Source organism: Planctomycetota bacterium (genome assembly GCA_035574235.1).
In the GTDB taxonomy this organism is placed as follows: domain Bacteria; phylum Planctomycetota; class MHYJ01; order MHYJ01; family JACPRB01; genus DATLZA01.
Window position 1 is genome coordinate 1 of sequence record DATLZA010000199.1, and the last position, 20,746, is coordinate 20,746.

General features: G+C 68.2%; 20 protein-coding genes. 9 read left to right on the plus strand and 11 right to left on the minus strand.

The features are described 5' to 3' along the window. Both VNO22_18535 and VNO22_18540 read right to left on the minus strand, forming a co-directional pair. A partial coding sequence (locus tag VNO22_18535) for a hypothetical protein (protein ID HXG63375.1) occupies positions 1-290 on the minus strand: 290 nt, incomplete at its 3' end. Further along, positions 287-838, minus strand: a complete 552-nt coding sequence (locus VNO22_18540) for a sigma-70 family RNA polymerase sigma factor (GenBank protein ID HXG63376.1) — start codon at positions 836-838, stop codon at positions 287-289. The genes VNO22_18535 and VNO22_18540, both read right to left, overlap by 4 nt. 264 nt (positions 839-1,102) lie before the next feature. Here VNO22_18540 and VNO22_18545 point away from each other — a divergent pair, with 264 nt between their 5' ends. After that, positions 1,103-1,417, plus strand: coding sequence for an FHA domain-containing protein (locus VNO22_18545; GenBank protein ID HXG63377.1), 315 nt, complete (start codon positions 1,103-1,105; stop codon positions 1,415-1,417). Here VNO22_18545 and VNO22_18550 read toward each other — a convergent pair. Then, positions 1,398-2,174: a metallophosphoesterase gene (locus VNO22_18550; protein HXG63378.1), complete on the minus strand. Its 777-nt coding sequence runs from the start codon at positions 2,172-2,174 to the stop codon at positions 1,398-1,400. The genes VNO22_18545 and VNO22_18550 overlap by 20 nt on opposite strands. A gap of 35 nt (positions 2,175-2,209) precedes the next feature. Between VNO22_18550 and VNO22_18555 the strand changes: the two genes are divergently transcribed. The 6 genes from VNO22_18555 to VNO22_18580 all read left to right on the plus strand — a co-directional run bounded on the left by VNO22_18555 (position 2,210) and on the right by VNO22_18580 (position 7,362). Beyond that, positions 2,210-2,608, plus strand: a complete 399-nt coding sequence (locus tag VNO22_18555) for a hypothetical protein (protein ID HXG63379.1) — start codon at positions 2,210-2,212, stop codon at positions 2,606-2,608. 37 nt (positions 2,609-2,645) lie between these two features. After that, a complete protein-coding gene (yidD, locus tag VNO22_18560) occupies positions 2,646-3,083 on the plus strand; it encodes a membrane protein insertion efficiency factor YidD (protein HXG63380.1) in 438 nt (145 codons plus the stop codon). Continuing rightward, on the plus strand, positions 3,080-3,880 hold the full coding sequence (locus VNO22_18565; protein HXG63381.1) for a sulfite exporter TauE/SafE family protein: 801 nt from the start codon (positions 3,080-3,082) through the stop codon (positions 3,878-3,880). The genes yidD and VNO22_18565 overlap by 4 nt, the downstream gene beginning before the upstream one ends. Positions 3,881-3,955: 75 nt before the next feature. After that, positions 3,956-4,657 (plus strand): prolyl oligopeptidase family serine peptidase, encoded by a 702-nt coding sequence (locus VNO22_18570; GenBank protein ID HXG63382.1) that lies wholly within the window; start codon positions 3,956-3,958, stop codon positions 4,655-4,657. 246 nt (positions 4,658-4,903) lie between these two features. Further along, a complete protein-coding gene (locus tag VNO22_18575; GenBank protein HXG63383.1) occupies positions 4,904-6,082 on the plus strand; it encodes a cystathionine gamma-synthase in 1,179 nt (392 codons plus the stop codon). Then, on the plus strand, positions 6,079-7,362 hold the full coding sequence (locus VNO22_18580; GenBank protein ID HXG63384.1) for a homoserine dehydrogenase: 1,284 nt from the start codon (positions 6,079-6,081) through the stop codon (positions 7,360-7,362). Before VNO22_18575 ends, VNO22_18580 begins: the two co-directional genes overlap by 4 nt. A 62-nt stretch (positions 7,363-7,424) precedes the next feature. Here the strand turns inward: VNO22_18580 and VNO22_18585 are convergent, their stop codons facing one another. From VNO22_18585 to VNO22_18605, 5 genes are all read right to left on the minus strand, one after another. Continuing rightward, complete coding sequence (locus VNO22_18585) at positions 7,425-7,850, minus strand: hypothetical protein (GenBank protein HXG63385.1); 426 nt, start codon at positions 7,848-7,850, stop codon at positions 7,425-7,427. A 60-nt stretch (positions 7,851-7,910) separates the two neighbouring features. Next, complete coding sequence (locus VNO22_18590) at positions 7,911-8,888, minus strand: anthranilate phosphoribosyltransferase (protein ID HXG63386.1); 978 nt, start codon at positions 8,886-8,888, stop codon at positions 7,911-7,913. Further along, a complete protein-coding gene (locus tag VNO22_18595; GenBank protein HXG63387.1) occupies positions 8,885-9,478 on the minus strand; it encodes a hypothetical protein in 594 nt (197 codons plus the stop codon). The genes VNO22_18590 and VNO22_18595 overlap by 4 nt, the downstream gene beginning before the upstream one ends. Then, positions 9,475-11,721 carry a nitrite/sulfite reductase gene (locus tag VNO22_18600; protein ID HXG63388.1) on the minus strand — a complete coding sequence of 749 codons (2,247 nt, stop codon included), beginning with the start codon at positions 11,719-11,721 and terminating at the stop codon, positions 9,475-9,477. Before VNO22_18600 ends, VNO22_18595 begins: the two co-directional genes overlap by 4 nt. Before the next feature lie 568 nt (positions 11,722-12,289). Further along, positions 12,290-13,465: a hypothetical protein gene (locus VNO22_18605; protein ID HXG63389.1), complete on the minus strand. Its 1,176-nt coding sequence runs from the start codon at positions 13,463-13,465 to the stop codon at positions 12,290-12,292. Positions 13,466-13,685: 220 nt separating this feature from the next. Here VNO22_18605 and VNO22_18610 point away from each other — a divergent pair, with 220 nt between their 5' ends. Next, positions 13,686-15,155: a hypothetical protein gene (locus tag VNO22_18610; GenBank protein ID HXG63390.1), complete on the plus strand. Its 1,470-nt coding sequence runs from the start codon at positions 13,686-13,688 to the stop codon at positions 15,153-15,155. A 139-nt stretch (positions 15,156-15,294) separates the two neighbouring features. Here the strand turns inward: VNO22_18610 and cysN are convergent, their stop codons facing one another. Further along, complete coding sequence (gene cysN / locus VNO22_18615) at positions 15,295-17,268, minus strand: sulfate adenylyltransferase subunit CysN (GenBank protein ID HXG63391.1); 1,974 nt, start codon at positions 17,266-17,268, stop codon at positions 15,295-15,297. Position 17,269: 1 nt separating this feature from the next. After that, on the minus strand, positions 17,270-18,199 hold the full coding sequence (gene cysD, locus VNO22_18620; protein HXG63392.1) for a sulfate adenylyltransferase subunit CysD: 930 nt from the start codon (positions 18,197-18,199) through the stop codon (positions 17,270-17,272). 114 nt (positions 18,200-18,313) lie between these two features. On the opposite strand from cysD, the gene VNO22_18625 reads away from it, so the two are divergent. Then, positions 18,314-19,582 carry a serine/threonine-protein kinase gene (locus VNO22_18625; GenBank protein ID HXG63393.1) on the plus strand — a complete coding sequence of 423 codons (1,269 nt, stop codon included), beginning with the start codon at positions 18,314-18,316 and terminating at the stop codon, positions 19,580-19,582. A 6-nt stretch (positions 19,583-19,588) separates the two neighbouring features. Here the strand turns inward: VNO22_18625 and VNO22_18630 are convergent, their stop codons facing one another. Then, positions 19,589-20,746, minus strand: a complete 1,158-nt coding sequence (locus VNO22_18630; GenBank protein HXG63394.1) for a HEAT repeat domain-containing protein — start codon at positions 20,744-20,746, stop codon at positions 19,589-19,591.

Sequence of the window (20,746 nt, forward strand, 5' to 3'; positions counted from 1 at the left end):
TCGGCGCGCGCCGGGCGGCGCTCTTCGGCCTGCTGCTTGACCTTCTCGAGGATTTCGGTCTTGAAGTTCTCGGTCGGCCGGCCGCGGAGGACGGCCAGAACGCTCACGGTGACGGCCTGGTCGGCGGTCTCGTCTCCCAGAAGGACGCGGAGCGCCTGATCCAGGGGGACCTGCTCGGCCAGCTCGCGGACCGCTTCGGGTCGGGCGGCCAGCTCGGCTTCGAGCTTCGCCTCCGTCTCGGCGTCGAGTTCCCCGGCGAGGTAGCGGTCGAAGAGTTCCGCGAGGTTCATGACTTTTCCGCCAGGAGGCGGTCCTCGAGGCATTCGCGAAGCTGACGGCGGAGGCGGCAGAGGGTGGTGCGCACCCACGCGGCGCTCTGGCCGGCGCGCTCGGCGATTTCCTGGGTGGAGAACGAGAGGTGGTAGCGCATCTGAAGGAGCTGCCGGAGGCGCGGAGGGACGCGCTCGAGGCATTTTTCGAGCCCCTCGATTTCGCGCTCGGCGCGCTCGGGGGTTTTGAGAGGCGTGGCCTCGAAGACGCGGCGCTCGGCGTACTTGGCCTGATTGGCCTGCTCCCGGCTGAAACGCTGGATCTCGGCCCGCAGCAGGTTCCAGGCGATCGATTTGATCCAGGCGAAGAAGGAGGTGCCGCGCTGGAACTCGTGAATGTGGTTGTACGCGAAGACGAAGGTCTCGTGGGCGATCTCGTCGATGAGGTGAGGCACGGGGGCGCTCAGGGCGATGACGGCCCGGAGGCGCCGCATGTGGAGGTCCATGAGGCGCCCGAAGGCCTCGAGGTTGCCTTCCTGAACCTGCTGGATGAGGGATTGCTCGTCCATGGGAAGGATCCTCCCGTCGGGTTTCCACTATAAATAACGGGCGCCGACAGGCCCGTTACATCGAGCCTCCCCCGTCCCTCACGCCCGGGCCCCCCGGGGAATCTTCATTCTACACCGCGTCCGCCTCGAAAGGCGCAGGGAATCGGCGCCGGAGCCTTCCCCTCCGCCGGCCGCCGGAACCGAAGGCGGGGTACTTGTAAGTTACAAAGTATAAGCTATAATGGACCGGGACGGCCGACCGTCCCGGATGGAGAGGGGGAACCCATGAACGTCCTTGCCGCCGCGCCGGCGACCCTGCGGCTGCGCAGCGGTCCCTGGGCGGGACAAACCTACGAGCTTCGGGGCGCGCTGCGCATCGGCCGCCATCCCTATAACGACGTGTCGCTTCCCGACCCGGCCGTGTCGCGATACCACTGCTGGATCGTCCGGCGGGACGGGGAATTCTGGATCGAAGATCTGGCCAGCGCCAACGGCACCTTCGTGGACGGCGAGCGCGTCGCCGTTCCGCGGGCGCTGCGCCCCGGCGCCGCGATCCGCGTGGGCGCCACCGAATTCGAGTTCACGGGAGAAGAGGCGTGACCGAGAAGTCGCCCAGGTTCACGCGCACCGCGCGCAGGCGCGCGGCGCTGTCGCCCGGCTGGACCGCGACCGTCCGTCCCAGCCGCGCGACCCCGGGCGACTCGTGGATATGGCCGTGGAGTGAAAGCGGCGGGCCGCGCCGCTCCAGGAACGCGCGCAGCGCCCGGCTGCCGACCGGCGTGCCGTCCCCCAGGCGATCCAGCCCCGTCCCCCAGGGCGGGGTGTGCGCGACGTAGACCGTCTTCGCAGGATCCGAGAGCGCCGCCAGGCGCTCCAGATCCCGGGCGATCGTCCCGAGCGAACGGATCTCGTCGGGCGAGGTCGCGCGCCAGCCGGCCGGGCCGCTCGCCTTCCAGGAACGCGGCACGCGCGCGGGCTCCCAGCCGTCGTCGTCGTACCGGTCGAAGTCCTTCAGGGAGAAGGGGGTGACGGGAACGCAGGCGTAGCCGGCGATCCACAAGCCGTCCAGGAACTCCACCGCGCGCCCATGGATCGGCGTTCCGACCCCGTCCAGGGGCGCCAGAGCGGCCGCCAGATCGTCGTTGCCCGGAATCCAGAAGCAGGGGCGCGACCGGAACTTCGCCGCCAGGTAATCCCGGGCGAAGGCGCGCTGAATTTCCGGAAGCCGTTCGCCGGCCCCGGACGGATGCGGCAGGAGGTCCCCTCCCAGGACGATCGCCTCCGCCGGGAGCGCGAAAAGCTCCTCATACGCCGCGACGTTCCCATGAAGGTCCGTGGCGTAAAGAAGACAGGACATATTTCCCGCCGAAAACCTGTAGTATAGTGTCCACCGTGATCGAATCCGCTCCGGCGATCTCTCACGAGGAACGAAACCGGCGGATCCTGCTGCGAACCCTCTCGCTCGTCAGCCATCTCTACGCCGCCTGGAGCCTCCTGATCGGATTCGCCATCGCCACCGCCCCTCACTCCGGCGGAGAAGGCCTCTACGCGTCGCGCACCTACGGACTCTTCATGATCTTCCACGGCGTGCTTCTGGGGCTGGCCGGGGCAACGCTCTGGAAGCCGCGGCGGGGCGCCTGGATCGCCGTCGCGCTCGCCGCCCTCGGCTCGGCCTTCTTTGCCACCCTCGACGGACTGCGTCACCACTGGCAAAACGTCCTCCTCGACGCCGCCTACCCCGTCCTGGCCGCCGGCGTCTTCGCCCACACCCGCCCTCCGGGCGCCCGTTGACACCGCTCCCCGGCGCGACGAGAATGGCCCTGACGCCATGCGACGATTCCTGCGCGGCCTGACCCTCGGACTGCTGGCGCTGACGCTCGCGCTTCTGGCCGAGTCCTTCCTTCCGCCGCGCGCTCAGATTTCCGTCCGCGCCGCGGCGGCCGCCGTCCGGGGCTATCAGGCCCTGCTCTCGCCGCTCCTGCACAGGGCGGGCGTGCGCTGCCGATATCTGCCCTCCTGCTCCGCCTACGCCCTCGAGGCGCTCGAAGCCTACGGCACGCTTCCGGGAACGGCGCGGACCCTCGGGCGCCTGTCCCGCTGCTCGCCCTGGGGCGGCGTGGGCTACGATCCCGCGGTCGAACCGGGAGCCGGATCTCCGGCCGGCCCGCGCCTCGGAGCGGCCGCGCTGGCGGCGGCGCTCGGAGCCGCGGCCTGGGCCCTGCGCCCCCGGCGCGCCTCGCCCCCCGAGCCCCCTCCCGCCTCATGATCTGGCCGCAGATTCCCGCGGGGGTCGAACCCTGGGTCTATTTCCTCTGCGTCGGCGCCTCCGTCTTCATCGTCGGATTGAGCAAGGCCGGCTTCGGCGGCGGAATCGGAATCGTCGCAATCCCCCTCATGGGCGCGGTCATGCCTCCGCAACACATGCTGGGCGTCATGCTTCCGATCCTCATCGCCGCGGACGCGCTCTCCAACCTCCACCACTTGCGCGCCTACGAGTGGCGGCTTCTGAAGCCGCTCTTCTGGGGCGGGGCGATCGGCGTGGCGACCGGGTCGGCGGCCTTCTGGATGCTGCGGCACTCGAATCCCGCGGGTTTCCAGAAAACGCTGGCGCTCCTCATCGGCGCGATCTGCGCGGCCTTCGTGCTGCTGCAGGCCTGGGGTCTGACGGGCCGCCCCGTGCCGACCCTGCCGTCCCATCCCGCCTCCGGCGTGGGCGTCGGGTGCCTGGCCGGCTTTGTTTCGACCCTCAGCCATTCCGCCGGGCCGATCGTGACGCTCTACCTCCTGCAGGAGAAGGTGGAGAAACGGCGCATCGTCGGAACCCTCGTTTTCTACTTCTTCCTCATCAACCTCTCGAAAGTGCCCACGTTCGTGGCCCTCGGCACGATCAACGCGTCGACGCTGCGGGATTCCGTCTGGCTCGTTCCCCTCATCCCGCTCGGCACGCTGTCGGGCGCGTGGCTCCATCGGCGGGTGCCGGAGAAGCCCTTCGTGATCCTTCTTTACGCGGCGGCCCTGGTGACGGCCGGACACATGATCGGGACGGCGCTGTCCCGGCCCTGAGGGACGCGATTCGGCGCTTGCGCGGGCGGCCCGTCGAAGTAGGATGGAGGGCCTTGCCGATCAAGGAGACGCGCGATGGCGATCTGGACGCTGGCGGCCCTGGCGCTTCAGGCGGAAGCGCCCGGCTTCGTGGACAAGACGATCGATTATAAGGGGACCCCCACCAAGTACGTGATCTACGTTCCCAAGGAATACCGGCCCGGCACGCCGCACCCGGCGATCCTCTTCCTCCACGGCGCCGGCGAGACGGGCACCGACGGCCGCAAGCAGACCACGGTGGGGCTCGGGCCGGCGATCCGCCAGGCGCCGCAGAAGTGGAACTTCATCGTCCTTTTCCCGCAGGCGCCGCCCACGGGAGAGGTCCGGAACCGCTGGATGGTGCACGAAGAGCTTCTCCTGGCGATCCTCGAAGCGGCCCGGAAAGAGTACTCGATCGACGAGACGCGCCTCTACCTGACGGGTCTTTCGATGGGAGGGTTCGGCACATGGAGGCTGGGCGCCAAGCACCCCAAGCTGTTCGCCGCGCTGGCGCCGATCTGCGGCGGGGGCGACCCGTCCGAGGCCGCCGCCCTGAAGGACCTCCCCATCTGGGCCTTCCACGGCGACCAGGACAAGGCGGTTCCGCACGCGCTTTCGGTCCGGATGGTGGAGGCCGTCAAGGCCGCCGGCGGAAACCCCAAGCTCACGATCTATCCGGGCGTAGGGCACAACTCATGGGACAAAGCGTACCGGGAGGAGAACCTTGCGGAATGGTTCCTCCAGCACCGGCGGCCTTGAACGCCGAACGTCCTTATTGACAATGCGCTGCGCCGGGGGATATATTCGGTCCTCGTTCGCCCCGCAGGGCGGCGGACGGTTTCGATGAAAAACCCGCACGTCGGCCGGAGCATGGCGATGCGACGCCCGGGCACGGGCGCGGCGGACCTGTGCCGGGCGGTGAGCCGGTAGTCACCCCCTGTCCGTCGGACGCCCCGGGCCCGGGACGCGACACCGCACGAACCTCCATCCAGTAGGGAGACGACCATGGGGTACGAATTCTCGACGCGCGCCATCCATGCGGGGCAGCCCAACGACGAAACCACCGGGGCGATCAACGTCCCCGTTTATCAGACCTCCACCTTCGGCCAGGAAGCTCCGGGCGTCCACAAGGGATACGTCTACGCCCGCACGGGGAATCCCAGCCGCACGGCCCTCGAGGAATGTCTGGCTTCGCTCGAAGAGGGCGGGAAATTCGGGCTGGCCTTCGCCAGCGGCATGGCCGCCATCAACAACGTCCTCAACCTCCTGCGGACCGGCGACCACGTGGTCACCTGCCAGGACCTCTACGGCGGCGCCTACCGCATCTTCACCAAGCTCTACGAGAAATTCGGCGTGCGCTTCACCTTCGTGGACGCCACGAAGCTCGAAAACATCGAGCGCGCGTTCACCCCGCAGACCAAGCTTCTGTGGCTCGAAACCCCTTCGAACCCGCTTCTGCGGATCATCGACCTGGCGGGGGCGGTCCGGATCGCCAAAGCCCGCCACGCGCTCGTCGTCGTGGACAACACCTTCGCGTCCCCCTATCTCCAGTCGCCCCTCAAGCTCGGGGCCGACATCGCGCTCCACTCCACCACGAAATACATCAACGGCCACTCGGACGTCCTGGGCGGCGCGCTCGTGACGGCGGATCCGGCTCTTCACGAGCAGCTCAAGTTCTACCAGAACGCCGTGGGAGCCGTCCCGGCGCCCTGGGACTGCTACCTCACTCTCCGGGGGGTCAAGACGCTGGCCGTCCGGATGGACCGCCACTGCGCCAACGCCCGCGCGATCGCCGAGTTCCTGGGCCGCCACCCCAAGGTGGCCCGCGTCTACTTCCCCGGCCTTCCGTCCCACCCGGGCCACGACGTCGCCCGGCGCCAGATGAGAGACTTCGGCGCGATGGTCTCCTTCGAGCTCAAGGCGGACGTCGAGGAGGCCAAGCGCTTCACCTCCAACGTCCGGCTCTGGACGCTGGCCGAAAGCCTGGGCGGCGTGAAGTCGCTTCTGTGCCATCCGCCCACGATGACCCACGCGTCGGTCGAACCCGAGGTGCGCCGCCAGGTCGGCATCGCCGACGGGCTCATCCGGCTCTCCGTGGGCCTCGAGGACGTCCGCGACCTGGTCGCCGACCTCGAGCAGGCCCTCGAGAAGGTCAAGACCAGCGCGGCGGTCGGCGTGGCATGAAGGACGTGCGCATCGGGCTCCTGGGCTGCGGCACGGTCGGCCGCGGCCTCGTGGAGCTCATCCGCCGTAACCGCTCCGTGGTCGCCGACCGCACCGGGGTGGCGCTCGAGGTCCGGCGCGTCCTCGTGCGCGACCCGTCCAAGGAACGTCCCGTGGGGCGCGAGCTCGTGACCACCGACGCGGCCGCGATCCTCGAAGCCCCCGACATCGACGTCGTCGTCGAGCTGATGGGGGGCCTGGAGCCCGCCCGGGATTACATCACGCGGGCGATCGAGGCCCGCAAGAACGTCGTCACCGCCAACAAGGCCCTCCTGGCCGTCTCCGGGGCGGAGATCTTCCGGCGCGCCCAGGAACGCCGCGTCCGGATCGGCTTCGAAGCCTCCGTCTGCGGGGGCATCCCCATCATCCGCGCGATTTCGGCCGGACTCGTGGGCAACCGCATCGCGACCCTCGTCGGGATCGTCAACGGAACCTGCAACTACATCCTCACCCGCATGACCGAGGAGGGCTGCACGTTCGACGCCGCCCTCGCGGAGGCGCAGAAGCGGGGCTTCGCGGAGGCGGATCCCACCCTCGACGTCGAGGGACACGACGCCGCGCAGAAGCTCCAGATCCTGGCCGAGATCGCCTTCGGAGTGGAGCTCGACCGGACGAGCTTCCTCGTCGAGGGGATCCGGCACGTCGAGGCCGAAGACATCCGGACGGCCCGCGAGCTCGGCTACGTCATCAAGCACATCGTCGTCGGCAAGGACCTCGGCGAGGCGCTCGACCTCCGGGCGCACCCGGCGCTCCTGCCGGACGTCCACCCGCTGGCCCACGTCCGCAACGAGTTCAACAGCGTCCTTCTCCGCGGGGACGCCGTGGACGAGATGATCTTCACCGGAAAGGGGGCGGGGTCCCTCCCCACCGCCAGCGCGGTGCTCTCCGACATCATCGACATCGCCCAGAACGGCCACGGACGGGGAGAGGCCGTCTGGCACCTGCCCGCCCCGGTGCACCGGCCGATCGCGGCGGATCTCGAGTCCAAGTACTACCTGCGGTTTCCCATCCGGGACGTGCCGGGCGTCATCGGCCTGATCGCCACGGCGCTCGGCAACCGCGGGATCTCGATCTCGCACGCCGCGGCCACGCTCGTCGAAGGCCGTCCGGGCTGCGGGAACGTGAAGATCCTGGCGCACCGCTGCCGGGAGTCGGCGCTCCGCAAGGCCCTGGAGGAGATCGCCCGCCTTCCGGTGCTCACGGGCCGCCCGGTGATGCTGCGGATTTTCGAGGAAGGGTAAGCGCGCGGCCCCGCCGGACGCGCGCCGACTACGTGCACTGATCTCCCGGCCCCGGGGAATCTTCAAGGTTCGGGCCCCGCCAGGAAGCGCGCCACGCGCGCCAGAAGCGCCCAGGAGGTCGCCGCGCCGACGACGAAGAGGATCAGCCACACGGCGTTCAGCCCGATCAGGAGCTTCAGGAACCGGTCGAGCGCGCCCTTGAGGGCCAAAAGGAGAAGCGTCGTCACCGCGAAGACCGAGAGGGCCATGCCGGCGGGGTGCTGCAGGGCGCGGCCGATCCACAGAAGCGCCTCGGCCGCCACGGGCCAGCGGTCGAGCGGGGAATCCGCGGCCGCCTGCCGGTAGCGCTCCAGCGCCCATCCCGTGGCCGCGGTCAGGACCGACGCCCCCAGGAGCGTCGCCGCGAAGAGACGCCGCGGCGCGCGGCCGAACTGCTGCGTGTCGAGTCCGACGTCCGTGCGGGTGTAGCTTGCGCTCGTCTCGTCCATCCCTTTTCCATTGTACTCCGGCGGACCGGGGGAGTGAGAAATTTCCCGAACGGACCGCGATCAGCGCGCCATCGCCTCGAGCTTCTCCCGCGCCCGGCCGGAATCGAGCGTCTCCTGCGCCCTGGCCACGCCCTCCGCCCAGGAGGCCGCGCGGCCCCCGACGTAAAGTCCCGTGGCCGCCGTGAGCACCACGACGTGGCGCGCCGGCAGGCGCTCCCCCGCCAGGACCCGGCGCGTGAGGGCCAGCTCCTCCTCGAGCGTTCCGGCCGGAAGGTCCGCCGGCCGCGTCCGGGGCAGGCCCACGTCCTCCGGCCGGAAGACGCGCTCCGCGCCGCCCGGGACTTCCACCGCGCGGGTCACGCCGTGGAACGGCGCCTCGGGCTCGCCCTCGGAGCCCATGACGATCGCCGCCCGCTCAGCGCCGAGGGATTCCAGCGCCCCGCGGAACTTCTCGAAGTACGGCTGATGGGTGATGGCGATCAGGTGCCGGCGCGCGTCCGCCGGATCGAGAAGCCGCGCGACCACGTTGAAGACCGAGCGCACGCCGAGCTCCTTGCGCAGCTCCAGAAACTCCCAGAGGCGGGGGAAGTAATCGCGGATGTCGAGATACCCCAGGCCGTGGCGCTCGAGCGTTCCGGGGCCCGCCCCGAGCGCCCGCAGGAGATCGCCCGTCCCGAGCCGCCCGGGCGCCTCGTTGTAGGCGTGCAGGAGCACCGGCAGGCCGGAGGCGGCCAGGACCACGGCGGCGGCCGGGAGCGCGTGGAACGTCCGCGCCTTGCCCGCGTAGGCCGGGACGTCGAGCGTCCCGGGCGGCGCGGGAACGCGCGGCCGCCGCTCCCGCAGGACGCGCGCGAAGGCGGCCACTTCCACGGCCGTCTCGGACTTGGCGCGCAGCGCCAGAAGGAATCCGCCGATCTGAAGCGGCGTGGCCCGGCCGTCCAGGAGGAAGCGGAAGGCGAACTCCGCCTCCTCCGCCGAGAGATCCTCGGCGTGGTGGGGGCCCTTGCCGACCTTGTGGATGATCTCCTGGAACGTCATGCGCCCAGGCGCTCCCGAAGCGCGGCCGCCTCGGCGGGCCGGTCGCCCCGGACGCGGACGGCGAGCCTCCGCCGCGGATCGCCGCCTTCGCGCTCCAGCCGCGCCGCGCCGCCCCAGAGCGCGCCGAAGGCCTCCTCGAGGGAGGGCCGCAGGACCGCGAACGTTTCTTCGGTGTTCGGCGCCAGGAGCCGGTCGTTGGCGATGAAGAGCGCCTCGTCGCCGCGGAACCGGACCGCCCCTTCGAATTCGGGTTCCGCCTCGAGCCTGGCGCAGGCGTCGAGCGCCGCCCGGAGCGCCGCCCGGAGGCGCGCCGGGAGCGCTCCCTCCAGAGGCCGCTTGCGGTTGTAGAGAAGCCCGGCCGGGCCCTCCATCGAATCGAGGAAATAATCCGCCTCGAATCCGATGAGGACCACGCCGGGGCCGTCCGGAACATGGGCGTAGTCGGCCACGTCGATGAGGATTCCTTCCACGCGACGTTCCTGAATCCAGCGGTGGAAGAGGCGCAGGACCTCTTCGGGCCGGACGGAGGCGGGATCGCGCAGGAAGAACTTGATGGCGAACCGCTGAAGCTCGAGGGCGTCGGCGCTCATGCGTGTCCCTTTCCCGCCGCCTGAGCCATGCGGGTGCGGCAGGCGTGCGCGGCTTCGATGAAGAGTTGCGCCTCTTCGACCCGGCGGCGCGCCGCGTCCGGCGCCAGGGTTCCGGCCGGCTCCTCCACGGCCTGAAAGAGGTGCTGGGCGAATTTCCCTCCCACGAAGGGGTCGAAGAAGAGCTTGGTGTCGTAGAAGCGGGCGCGGAATTCCCGCACGACCTCGGCGGGATCCTCGGAGACCTCGGGGAGCTGGGAGGCCACCAGCTCCCGCGCTGCGCGGAGCATCGCCCGGAGGGCCGTCTCCGCCGCGCGCACGGGATCGCCCTTGTCGAGCGCCACCTGGGCCTCGAACGCCTCGCGCTCGGCGGCCGCCAGTCCGAAGTCCAGAGGCGTGACCACCTCGCCGGCGCACTCGCCCACGCCCATGTCGCTCACCGTGTAGGTGCGCGGATCGTGCCAGTCGCTGTAGAAGGACCGGTCCGCCTCGTAGGGCGGCACCTCCGCGAGATCCTCGATCAGGGCGCGGACCTGCGATTTCCCGATCCGCTGGACCCAGCCGGAGAAGCTCTCGCCCGCGGCGCGCTGGCGGAGGTACGCCTCCGCGAGCCGGTCCACCACCTCGGGGATGCGCTTGGAGGGGATGGCGATGAGGGCCAGGCCGTAGGCGGAGGCGTTTTCCTGCCGCCGGGCGCCCACGAGCACCTGGAAATGGGGCACGGTGTAGTTGCCTTTCTTGCGGCTGACGCCGTAAAAGCCCAGGTCGGCCACGTGGTGCTGGCCGCAGGAATTGAAGCAGCCGCTCACCTTGATCGTGAGGTTCCGAACCGCCTCGTCCATCGAGGCCGCGCGGGCCGCCAGGCGCTCGCGCAGGACGCCGGCCAGGCCGCGGGAGGAGGAGATTCCGAGCTTGCAGGTGTCGGTCCCCGGGCAGGCGGTGACATCCACCACGGTGCCGGCGCCGGGCTGGCCGAGCCCGGCGTCCTCGAGGCCGGCGTGCAGCGCCGGGAGATCCGCGTCGCTCACCCAGCGCAGGAGAATGTTCTGATCCACCGTCAGCCGGAGCGTCCCGGGCGTGTACGCGCGCGCCAGATCGGCCAGGGCGCGGGCCTGCCGCGAGGTGAAGTCCCCGAGGGGCAACGTGACGGTGACGGCCGCGTAGCCGGGTTGCCGCTGGCGGTAGACGTTGGTGCGGAACCAGGCGTCGAAGCTCGGGCGGCGCGGCTGTCCGTTGAGCGGCGCGGCGGGCTTGGAGGGCTTCTCGGCGGCGGCTTCGAGCTCGCCGAGGAAGGCCGTCCAGGCGGGATCCGGCGGCAGCGCGCGGCGCTCTTCCAGCACCAGGCGGCGGAACTCCTCCAGGCCGAGCTTGTTGACCAGAAACTTGAGGCGCGCCGTGTTGCGGTTCTTCTTCTCGCCCAGCCGGCCGAAAATGCGGGAGACGGCCTGCGCGAGGGGGAGGAGCTCCTCCTCCGGAACGAACTCCGCGAAGAGCTTGGCCTGATAGGGGACCGGGCCCAGTCCTCCTCCGACGTAGAGTTCGAATCCGCGGCGGCCGTCGCGGATGCGCGCGACGGCCCCGAGGTCGTGCATGCGGGCCAGGCCGCAGGGGTGCTGGGCGCAGCCGGAGAAGGCGATCTTGAACTTGCGGCCGAAGTTCTGGGTGTCCTTGTGTCCGAGGAGGAAGCGCGAGCAGGCCTTCGCGTAGGGGGTCACGTCGAAGGCTTCGTCGCGGCAGACGCCGGCGAGGGGGCATCCGGTGACGTTGCGGACGGAGTTGCCGCAGGCCTCGCGGGTGGTGATCCCCACGGCGGCCAGGCGGCGGAAGATCGCGGGCGTGTCCTCGATGTGGACGAAGTGAAGCTGGATGTCCTGCCGGGTGGTCACGTGGAGGATGCCGTCCGAGTACTCCTCGGCCAGGTCGGCCAGGACTTCCAGCTGGCGCGGATTGAGGCCTCCGTAGGGGATCTTGATGCGCTGCATGCCGGGGTGATCCCAGAGGATGCCGGGCCCCTTGGTGAGGTCGCCGGAGGGGTAGCGCAGGGTCTGGGTCTTTTTCCCGTCGTGGCGCTGTCCGGAGTCGTACCGCTGCCCGTAAACGCCCCGCCGGAGACGGGCTTCCATGAAGACCTTCTCGTCGATTTTGCCCTGCCGGCGCAAGAGGAGGTCGGTTTCGTACTGGTCGATCTCCAGCCCCAGGGCGGGGGGGATCTCGGCGGCCAGCTTGTCTTTCCAGGTCGGCGTCATGACGTTGCTCCGTGCGATTCTGAAACGCTCGCGGATCTCGGGTCGGGCGTGCGGCCGGGGATTGAAGAACGCGGGAGGGGACCGACTAGCCCAGCGGGCTCCGGCGCGCACGCCCGAGGCCGGGACAACACTCCCCGTCTCCCTTGGGGCGGATCGGAAACCGGAACCCTGCGGATCTCATCGGTGAGAAGCGAGTATAGCTTTCGCCCGCGGCGGGTCAACAGGAATCGCCTTCGCCCCTGGGGGGGATTCAGGCGCCACGGCGGCTCGGGTTTCGGAGGGAGCTACGTGTACCGCCCCCGGTTTCCCGGTCACGAAAAAAGGGTAATCACGCCGCTTGACCGGCCGCTCGGAGGAAGTCCTGGCGCGCCTCGGAGGGCGTGCGATATCCGAGGCGTTGAACGTCCTCATGAGCCGGTCGCCTCAACTCTGGCGCTCTCGTTGGCCTCGCTCGCTCGACGCGGGCATCCCGTGACTCCTCGTTTCCATCTGGCCAGGATCCAAGGAAATCGGGTGCGCTACACAACCCCCTACGGGACAGGCGCACGGGAAAAATCGGTTCGGATACCTACGCGCCTCGGCGGTGCAAGGCGCGCCACTTCCATGCAAGCATTCCGACCAGGCACAAGAACCCGATTCCTCCCAAGACGACCGGCCACCCGATCCAGTGCCCTGGTTTCCCGGGTCCCTCCGACGGCTCGTTCTTCTTCGCCGGCGAAGGAGACGCCGCACCCGGCGAAACACCCGCCGAAGAAGAGGGAGGAGCCGGCGGAGCAAGAGCGGCCGGCTTTTCAATCGTGGGGTTAACAACCAACTCGGACAAGTCGACCGGCCCATCGGCCCGCAGAACCTCGCTCAAATCGTCGCATTCTCGTTCATGCCGCTCGGACAGGGTTTCGTACGTCTCGTCGAAGAAGTCCGGGGGCAACCCCAGCCGATGGATGTATCCATCCACTCGGGCCCAAATTCCCATATCCGCACAGTGACTCGCCTTGAGGGGCGGCTTGGAGGCGTCCTCGATCCATACCCGATCCGGATCCTTGCCGGGATTGCTCTCCACCGCGTCGAGAAGAGGATCCCGCTCAGGCCGAAAGGTCATAATCTCACGTTCGAGAGCGACCAGTTCCTCCGGCGTCAAGGGCCGCTCGAAAGCAAACTCCAGTTCCGACGCTGCATCTTCAAGCAGATTTCTGCGCCACTTTTCAAGATGGGAACGCAGATATTCCTCCGCCCCTGGTCCCGCCAGCAGCTGCGACAGCCGTATGCGCATGGCCTGAAGAATTCGGTCGATTTGTTGCTCGACGGCCGGACTGAGGTCTTTGGCCCTTTCTCGAGCGATCGCGCGGGAAACTCTTTTTTCGAATTCGTACTTGAACAGCTCCCAGCCTGCGGGCGTACGGTAGTACTTGACCCTCCCGGCATTTCCCCCCAATGGATTGACCCATGTCATGACGTAATTGTCGGCTCGCGTGAGGAGATAACGTTCGATGTCGCGTGACAGCTTGGACCGCCTGTCCGCGTCACGAGCGCGGCTCAGAAAGCTCTCCGCCGAACGTGCCAGATCCTCCACCTGGTCGGGCGAGTAGAATGGGGAGCACTCTCGGAGCAAAACGGCCCGCAAACGTTCTCCAAAGGCTCCGACGTCTTGGATATTTTCGGAAGCGAAAGGCACCGCAAGAAAGGCATACGACAGAAAGAGGATTTGCCTGCCTCGACCGCCGTCCGGGGCCATCCTCGGAATCATGTCTTCGCCTCCTCGCGGAGTTACTTCGGAGCGCCTCAAGCATCCCAATAGTCTACTCTGTCCTCGAATGCTGTAAAATTTCATTACGAACCTGCTCCTCAACATTTCGATCCCGTTGCAGGAGCTTCATTTTGAGCCTGACAAGATCACGGGGCCGTTTGCCAAGCACAAGGACCCATAGCGGTCGTGGGACAGTGAGCATCGGTCGAGGCCGTTCGTCATGAATGCGCTCAAAAAGATGGCGCGAGGCCCTCAGTTCTGGCTTGTGCTGCCTCTCATCCTGTGCATCATCGCCATGGTGGTCCTCCGCCTGTCGATGGGGCGCTCCCCCCGGGAGACGCCGGAAAGAACGGCCGTCGAGGAGCCGACGGAAGGGCGGACGAACCCCAAGGAAAAAAGCGGGAAGTTCTCCACGGACACTCCGGAACGCCGGGAAGGCCCGAAAGCGGACGTCCCCGCGGCCGCCTCGGAGCTGGCGAAACTCGTCGTGAATGTGAAGGATGATGCCGGCCGTCCTCTGCCCGGTCTCCAGGTGCGCTGGTCCATGTCGAAGGGGCGTATCCACCGGGAAGGCCGACCCTTCGAGCATCGTCTCAGGGAGAGGGGTGGAGGGGTTGTGAGCGTCTGGACCGTTTCAGGAGTCTTTCAAACCAAAGAGCCGGTGATTACCGATCACGAAGGCCGCGCCATGATCCTGATGAATCCGCAACGCCTGAAAGGACGGCCGGCCGTAATCACGCTTCGAGTCGAAGGGGAAGGGGTTGTGGAGGATGCCTTTGCGAAGCATCTCCTGAACATGCCTCCCGCCGGCACCCTTCATGAAACGACCATCGTTCCAAGACTGGGCCGGCGGCTGCGCGGACGACTGGTCAATATGGCTCCCGAGGATCGGGAAGACATGTGGGTTTATATGGACGAGGTTTCGGACGAAGCGCAAAGCGGATGGTATCATCGTCCCAAACCCGAAAAGGACGGCTCCTTTACGACCCCCCCGGTGCCCCTGGCGCCTCTGGTTCTGGAGGTATCCCATGATTCCGATAAGTACCTTCCGGTCCGGCAGGAAATCGATCCCCGGCAGACGACCGAGATCGTGGTGGTCTTGCAGCCCAATCCGAACTACCGAAGGGGCCAGTACCTCGAAATCGAATTCGTACCGCCCCATCCGAATGTCAGTTGGGTCACCCTGAGAGTCACACTCTTCCGGAAAGAAGACTGGAGGGATCTTACCGAAGTGACCAGCACTATCGACCTTTCAAGCCCGCACCGACGCGGCTTGCCCCCGGGAAATTACCGGGTGATGGCCGTCTCGATCGGCAACGCGGGACTTTACGGGGAAGCGGACGCGAGCCTCCAGCCCGAAACGGACACCCGGGTCACGGTCCACCTGCGGAAGTCCGCCCGGGTGATCGTGGCGCCGCGGGATCACCGTACCGGGCAGGCCTTTCCGCACCGTCGCACGCTCAGTTGGGTATACTGGTCCCCCGACGGGACGGTCTATCCGTGGAGGACCGAGGCTTGGGCCCCGGAGGAGGTTTACGAGCGGACGGGAGAGATGACCGCGGACGTTCCGCCGGGGCGTCTGCGCATCGACGTCGAAGACAGCAAAGAGCAATACGCGCCGGCGACCACGATGATGAATCTTTCCTCCGGGGAGGTAGGACGTTTCGCGCCGGTTCTCGTCCCCCGCTGAAACCGCCTCCGCCCCGTCCACCGCTCCAGAAGCGGCGGACCCAGGGGCGAAAGGGCGATCAGGTTCCTCCCGGGGGAGACGGCACCGATACCCCTGAGCGGTACACGTGCAGTGGACTGCACGTTCAAGCCGGGCCCCGTCACGGAAGGACGCCCCGACTCCGAAGCCGCTCCAGCACCCGCTCGACGCACGCCTCGACCGAAAGCTCGTAGGTATCCAGCACCAGGTCCGGCGAACGAGGCGGTTCGTACGGCGCCGTCACGCCCGGGAAGTGCGGGATCTGCCCGACCTCCGCGCGCGCGTACAGTCCCGCCGCGTCGCGCCGGCGGCAGATCTCGGGACGCGTCGAGAGGTAGATTTCCAGCAGGCGCTCCGCCCCCACGATCCGGCGCACGAGGGCCCGCTCGTCGGCCCGCGCCGCCACGAAGGCCAGAATCGCCACCGCCCCCGCGTCGTTCAGAAGCTTCGCGGCCTCCGCCACGCGGCGGAACGACTCCGCCGACCCGTGAGGATCGAAATCGGGATCCACCGCCGCCCCGAAGCGCGCATTGCCGCCGTCGAGCACCTGCGCCAGGATCCCCCGGTCGAACAGCGCCCTTTCGAGCGCAACCGCGAGCGTCCCCTTTCCCGCGCCCACGAGACCCGTCAGAAGGAGCGTCGCCGGACGGTGTCCCAGACGGCGCGCCCGCTCTTCCGGAGTCACCCGGCTCGCCCGCCGCTGCGCGTACCGGCGCAGCGACTCCTCGACCAGACGGTCCACCTCCGCCCGGCGGTCCGCCGTCTCGCGGTCCAGGATCATCCCGGCCCCGACCGTGTTGTTCGTCAGCCGGTCGATCACGATGAAGGCGCCCGTCGCGCGGTTCTTCCGGTACGCATCGAAAGCCACGGGCTCCGAAAGCTCCACCACCGCATGGCCGATCTCGTTGAGCTTGAGCTCGGAGGCCGGTTCCTGCGCGAGCGTGTTCACGTCCACCCGATATCGCAGGGCCGTCACCTGGCCCCCCAGGAGCTTCGTCGCGTGCTTGACGAAGTAGGACTTTCCGAGCTTGAGGGGCTCCTCGGCCATCCAGACGATCATCGCCTCGAACCGGTCGTCCACGTGCGGCAGATTGTCCGGATGGACGATCATGTCCCCGCGGCTGACGTCCACCTCCTTCTCGAGCGTCAGGGTCACCGCCATCGGCGCGAAGGCCTCCGGAAGCTCGCCGTCGAACGTCACGATCGACTTGACCCGGTTGGCCTTGCGCGACGGAAGAACGACAACCTCGTCCCCGCGGCGCACGATGCCCGAGGCGATCGTGCCCATGTACCCGCGGAAGTCCAGGTTGGGCCGGCTCACCAGCTGCACCGGAAACCGGAGGTCCGAAAGATTCCGGTCGGAGGCGATGTGGATATTCTCCAGGAGATACATCAGCGTCGAGCCCCGGTACCACGGCATGTGAGGGCTCGGGTGCACCACGTTGTCGCCCTGGAGCGCCGAAATCGGGATGAAGTGGACGTCCGGAATCTCCAGGCGGTCGGCGAAATCCTCGTAATCGCTCCGGATCCGCTGGAAAACGTCCTCCCGGTAGTCCACGAGATCCATTTTGTTGACCGCCACGACGATGTGCCGGATCCCCAGAAGCGTGGCGATGTAGGTGTGGCGACGGGTCTGCGTCTGGACCCCGTGGCGGGCGTCGATCAGGATGATCGCCAGGTCGCAGGTGGAGGCCCCCGTGGCCATGTTGCGGGTGTACTGCTCGTGCCCCGGCGTGTCGGCGATGATGAACTTCCGGCGGGCCGTCGAGAAATACCGGTAGGCGACGTCGATCGTAATCCCCTGCTCGCGTTCCGCCTGCAGCCCGTCCACGAGCAGCGCCAAGTCGAGATCCCCTCCCGTCGTGCCGTACCGCGCGCTGTCGGCCCGGACGGCGGCGAGCTGATCCTCGTACACGAGCCGGGAATCGTGAAGCAGCCGGCCGATGAGGGTGCTTTTCCCGTCGTCCACGTTGCCGCAGGTCAGGAAGCGCAGAAGATCCTTGCGCTCGTGCCGGGCCAGGTATTCCCGGACGTCCCGGACGATCTCCTCCCGATCGCGCGGGGCGGAGCTCTCGTCGGCGCGCGGCGGGCCCATGTCAGAAATACCCCTCCCGCTTCTTCTGCTCCATCGAGGCCGCCTGGTCGAAGTCGATCACGCGCCCCTGCCGTTCGGAATGACGCGTCACAAGCATCTCCTGGATGATCTCCTCGAGCGTCTGAGCCCGCGATTCGATCGCCCCCGTCAGGGGATAGCAGCCGAGCGTCCGGAACCGGACCATCCGCATCTGGGGCTTTTCGCCCGGAGCCAGGGGCATCCGGTCGTCGTCCACCATGATGAGCGTTCCGTCCCGCTCCACCACGGGACGCTCCTTGGCGAAATAGAGAGGCACGATGGGAATCTTCTCGAGGTGGATGTACATCCAGACGTCCAGCTCCGTCCAGTTGGACAGGGGAAAGACGCGGATGGATTCGCCGCGGTCGATGCGGCCGTTGTACAGGTTCCAGAGCTCGGGGCGCTGGTTCTTCGGATCCCAGCGATGGTGCCGGTCCCGGAACGAATAGACGCGCTCCTTGGCGCGGGACTTCTCCTCGTCCCGGCGCGCCCCGCCGAAGGCCGCGTCGAAACGATACTTCGTCAGGGCCTGCCGGAGGGCCTCCGTCTTCATGACGTCGGTATGCTTCTTGGACCCCACCGAGAAGGGGTTCACCCCCTGCCGCAGCCCCTCTTCATTGATGTAGACCAGAAGATCCCAGCCCAGCTCCTTGCGGATGTAACGGTCCCGGAACTCGTACATCTCCCGGAACTTCCAGGTCGTGTCGATGTGAAGCAGCGGAAAGGGCGGCTTGGCCGGATAAAAAGCCTTCTGGGCCAGGCGCACCATGACCGAGGAATCCTTGCCGATGGAATAAAGCATCACCGGCCGCTCGAATTCGGCCACCACTTCCCGCAGGATGTGGATGCTTTCGGCCTCGAGCTGCCGGAGGTGGGTCAGGTGATGGGACGTCACACCTTCGGGCTTTTCCAAGGCTGCGTTCCGGATCCGGCGGGGCGCCGGTCCGGAGTCCCATCATAACGGCGGGCGCGGAGGTTGTCGAGCCCCGCGCGCGAACCGCCCGGCCGCGTTATACTGGGGGCGGATATGGAGGATCGCGAAAGCCTCGACTTCGGCCGCCTCGCGGTCGCCCTCAAGTTCATGACCCGCGAGGATCTCGAGAAGGCCCTGCGCCTCCAGGAAGACCTCCGCCGGGTGGGCGTGCGCCGCCGCCTCGGCGAAATCCTTCTCGAGCGCAAGATCCTCACCCGCGAACAGGTCCTCCTCGTCCTGCGCGCCCAGGGGAAAACCATCCTCACCTGCCGCGCCTGCCGCAAGAGCTACAACGTCCGCCACTACCGCGCCGAGGAAACCTACACGTGCAAACACTGCGGCCGCGAGCTCTCCTCCCCGACCGCCCCCGTCGACACCCGCGTCCACGATACGATCCACATGAGCACCGCCGTCTTCCGCAAGGACAAAGCCGCCCCCACGCCCGCCCGGAAGACCCCCGCCGGCGGCGGCCGCGCGCGCGCCGGCCGCGTGCCGGGCGACCTGCGGACCCTCCTGCCCGGCTACGAAATCCTCGAGTGCCTCGGCAAGGGCGGCATGGGCACCGTCTACAAGGCGCGCGACACGATCATGAACCGCTGGGTGGCCGTCAAGATCCTGGCCCCCTTTCTGGCCGCCGACCAGGAGTACGTCAACCGGTTCTTCGTCGAAGCCCGCAACCTCCAGAAGCTCAGCCACCCCAACATCGTCGCCGCCTACGACGCCGGCATCGCCGGCGACCACAAGTTCTTCATCATGGAGTTCGTCGACGGCCTGTCCCTCGAGCGCGTCCTCCACAGGAAGGGAATCCTTCCCGAGCCGACCGCCCTCGAGATCGCCCTGCGCGTGGCCGACGCCCTCGACTACGCCTGGCAGCGCCGCATCATCCACCGCGACGTGAAACCCCAGAACATCATGATCACGAAGGATCGCCGGGTGAAGCTCTGCGACCTGGGACTCTCCAAGGACGTCACGAGCGACATCACGCTGACCCTCACCGGGTCCGTCAACTGTTCCCCGCCCTACGCCTCCCCGGAGCAGGCTCAGGGCCTCAAGGGCCTCGATTGCCGCACGGACGTCTACTCCCTGGGCGTGACGCTCTTCCAGATGCTCTGCGGAGAGCTCCCCTTCCGCGGGCCCTCCCCGGGACAGTTCCTCATCCAGCACGTCACGGAGTCCCCGCCCAACCCCCTCTCCCGCAACCCGCGCGTGTCTCCGGCCGCGGGCAAACTCGTCCTGCGGATGCTCCAGAAATCCCCCGACGACCGGCCCACCCCCGGCGAGCTCGCCCGGGCGCTGCGAAAGCTCCTCAACGGAAAGGCGTGAACGCCCTTACTCGTCCCGCCCGCCCCGGAAAAGCGCCGCCCGTTCCTCGAAATCCTTCCCCGCCCGCTCCCCGAACTTCGCCCGCACGATGCGCCCCACGACTTCGATGAAGGGCTCCGCCGCCGCGGGCCTGCCCCCCGTGCCCACCCAGAGCTTCTCGAAACGGTTCCCCTCCCGCAGGTAGTACTGCTCGAAATCGCAGCCCCCCTGCCCGTACGGAATCGACCGGTCCACCCGCCGGACCTTCTCCAGCGCCTCCTCGAACGCCCGGCGCTCTTCGGCCGAAAGCGGAGCCTTTTCGAGCGTGAAATACCCCACAACGAAGTTCCCCGACGCGTCGATCCGGAAGAAAAAGTCCCCTTTCTGGCACGACCGCAGCTCGTAGCCGAAGACGTACTCCACCCGGTCCGCCCGCGCGCGCGCCTTCTCCGGCACCCGCTCCCGCCAGTCCGGATACGTCCGCGCCACCCACGCCTCGAACTTCGCCAGCCCCGCCGCCCGCCGGTCGGGCGGATCCCAGGGCTTGTAGCCGAAATCGTCCCCCGCCGCCTTCTTGAGGAAGTTCCAGGCATCCTCCCGCGCGATCTGGCCGTAATCGATGTCGAACCAGACCGCGTCCGCCCGCAGCGCCTCGACCAGCACCGGAAGGCCCGAAGGATCTCCCATCGCGTACAGCGACCGGGCGGCCTGCGCCCGGACATCGTACACCTCGTCCCCGAGAAGCTCCCGCAGGCGCTCCATCGACGCGCGATCCCCCAGACGCTCCACTCCGCGGATCGCCCCCACCCGGCACCCCCACAGCCGGTCGCCGAGCCCCCGGCGAAAAAGCTCCCGGTCGGCCGGGTCCGCGTGCTCGGCCAGCGCCTTCATCGCGGCCGGCCTCCAGTAAAAATCGGGATCCGCCGCCAGCTCCCGCAGAAGCGCCGCGATCCGCGGGTCCTTGAGCTCCCCCAGGGCCTCCGTGCACGCCAGGGAAAGCGCGTTCCGGCCGTTCCGGCGCACGAACTCCACGAGCGCCTCCGCCACCGCGGGACCGCCGCGCTCCAGAAGGCGGCGCACCGCCTGCGCCTGAAGCTGCGGCCGGTCCTTGGAGTTGGCGTACTCCACCTCCTGCGCGATCCGCCCCGCGTCCTGAACGGCCAGCGCCGCCGCCAGCGCGAGCAT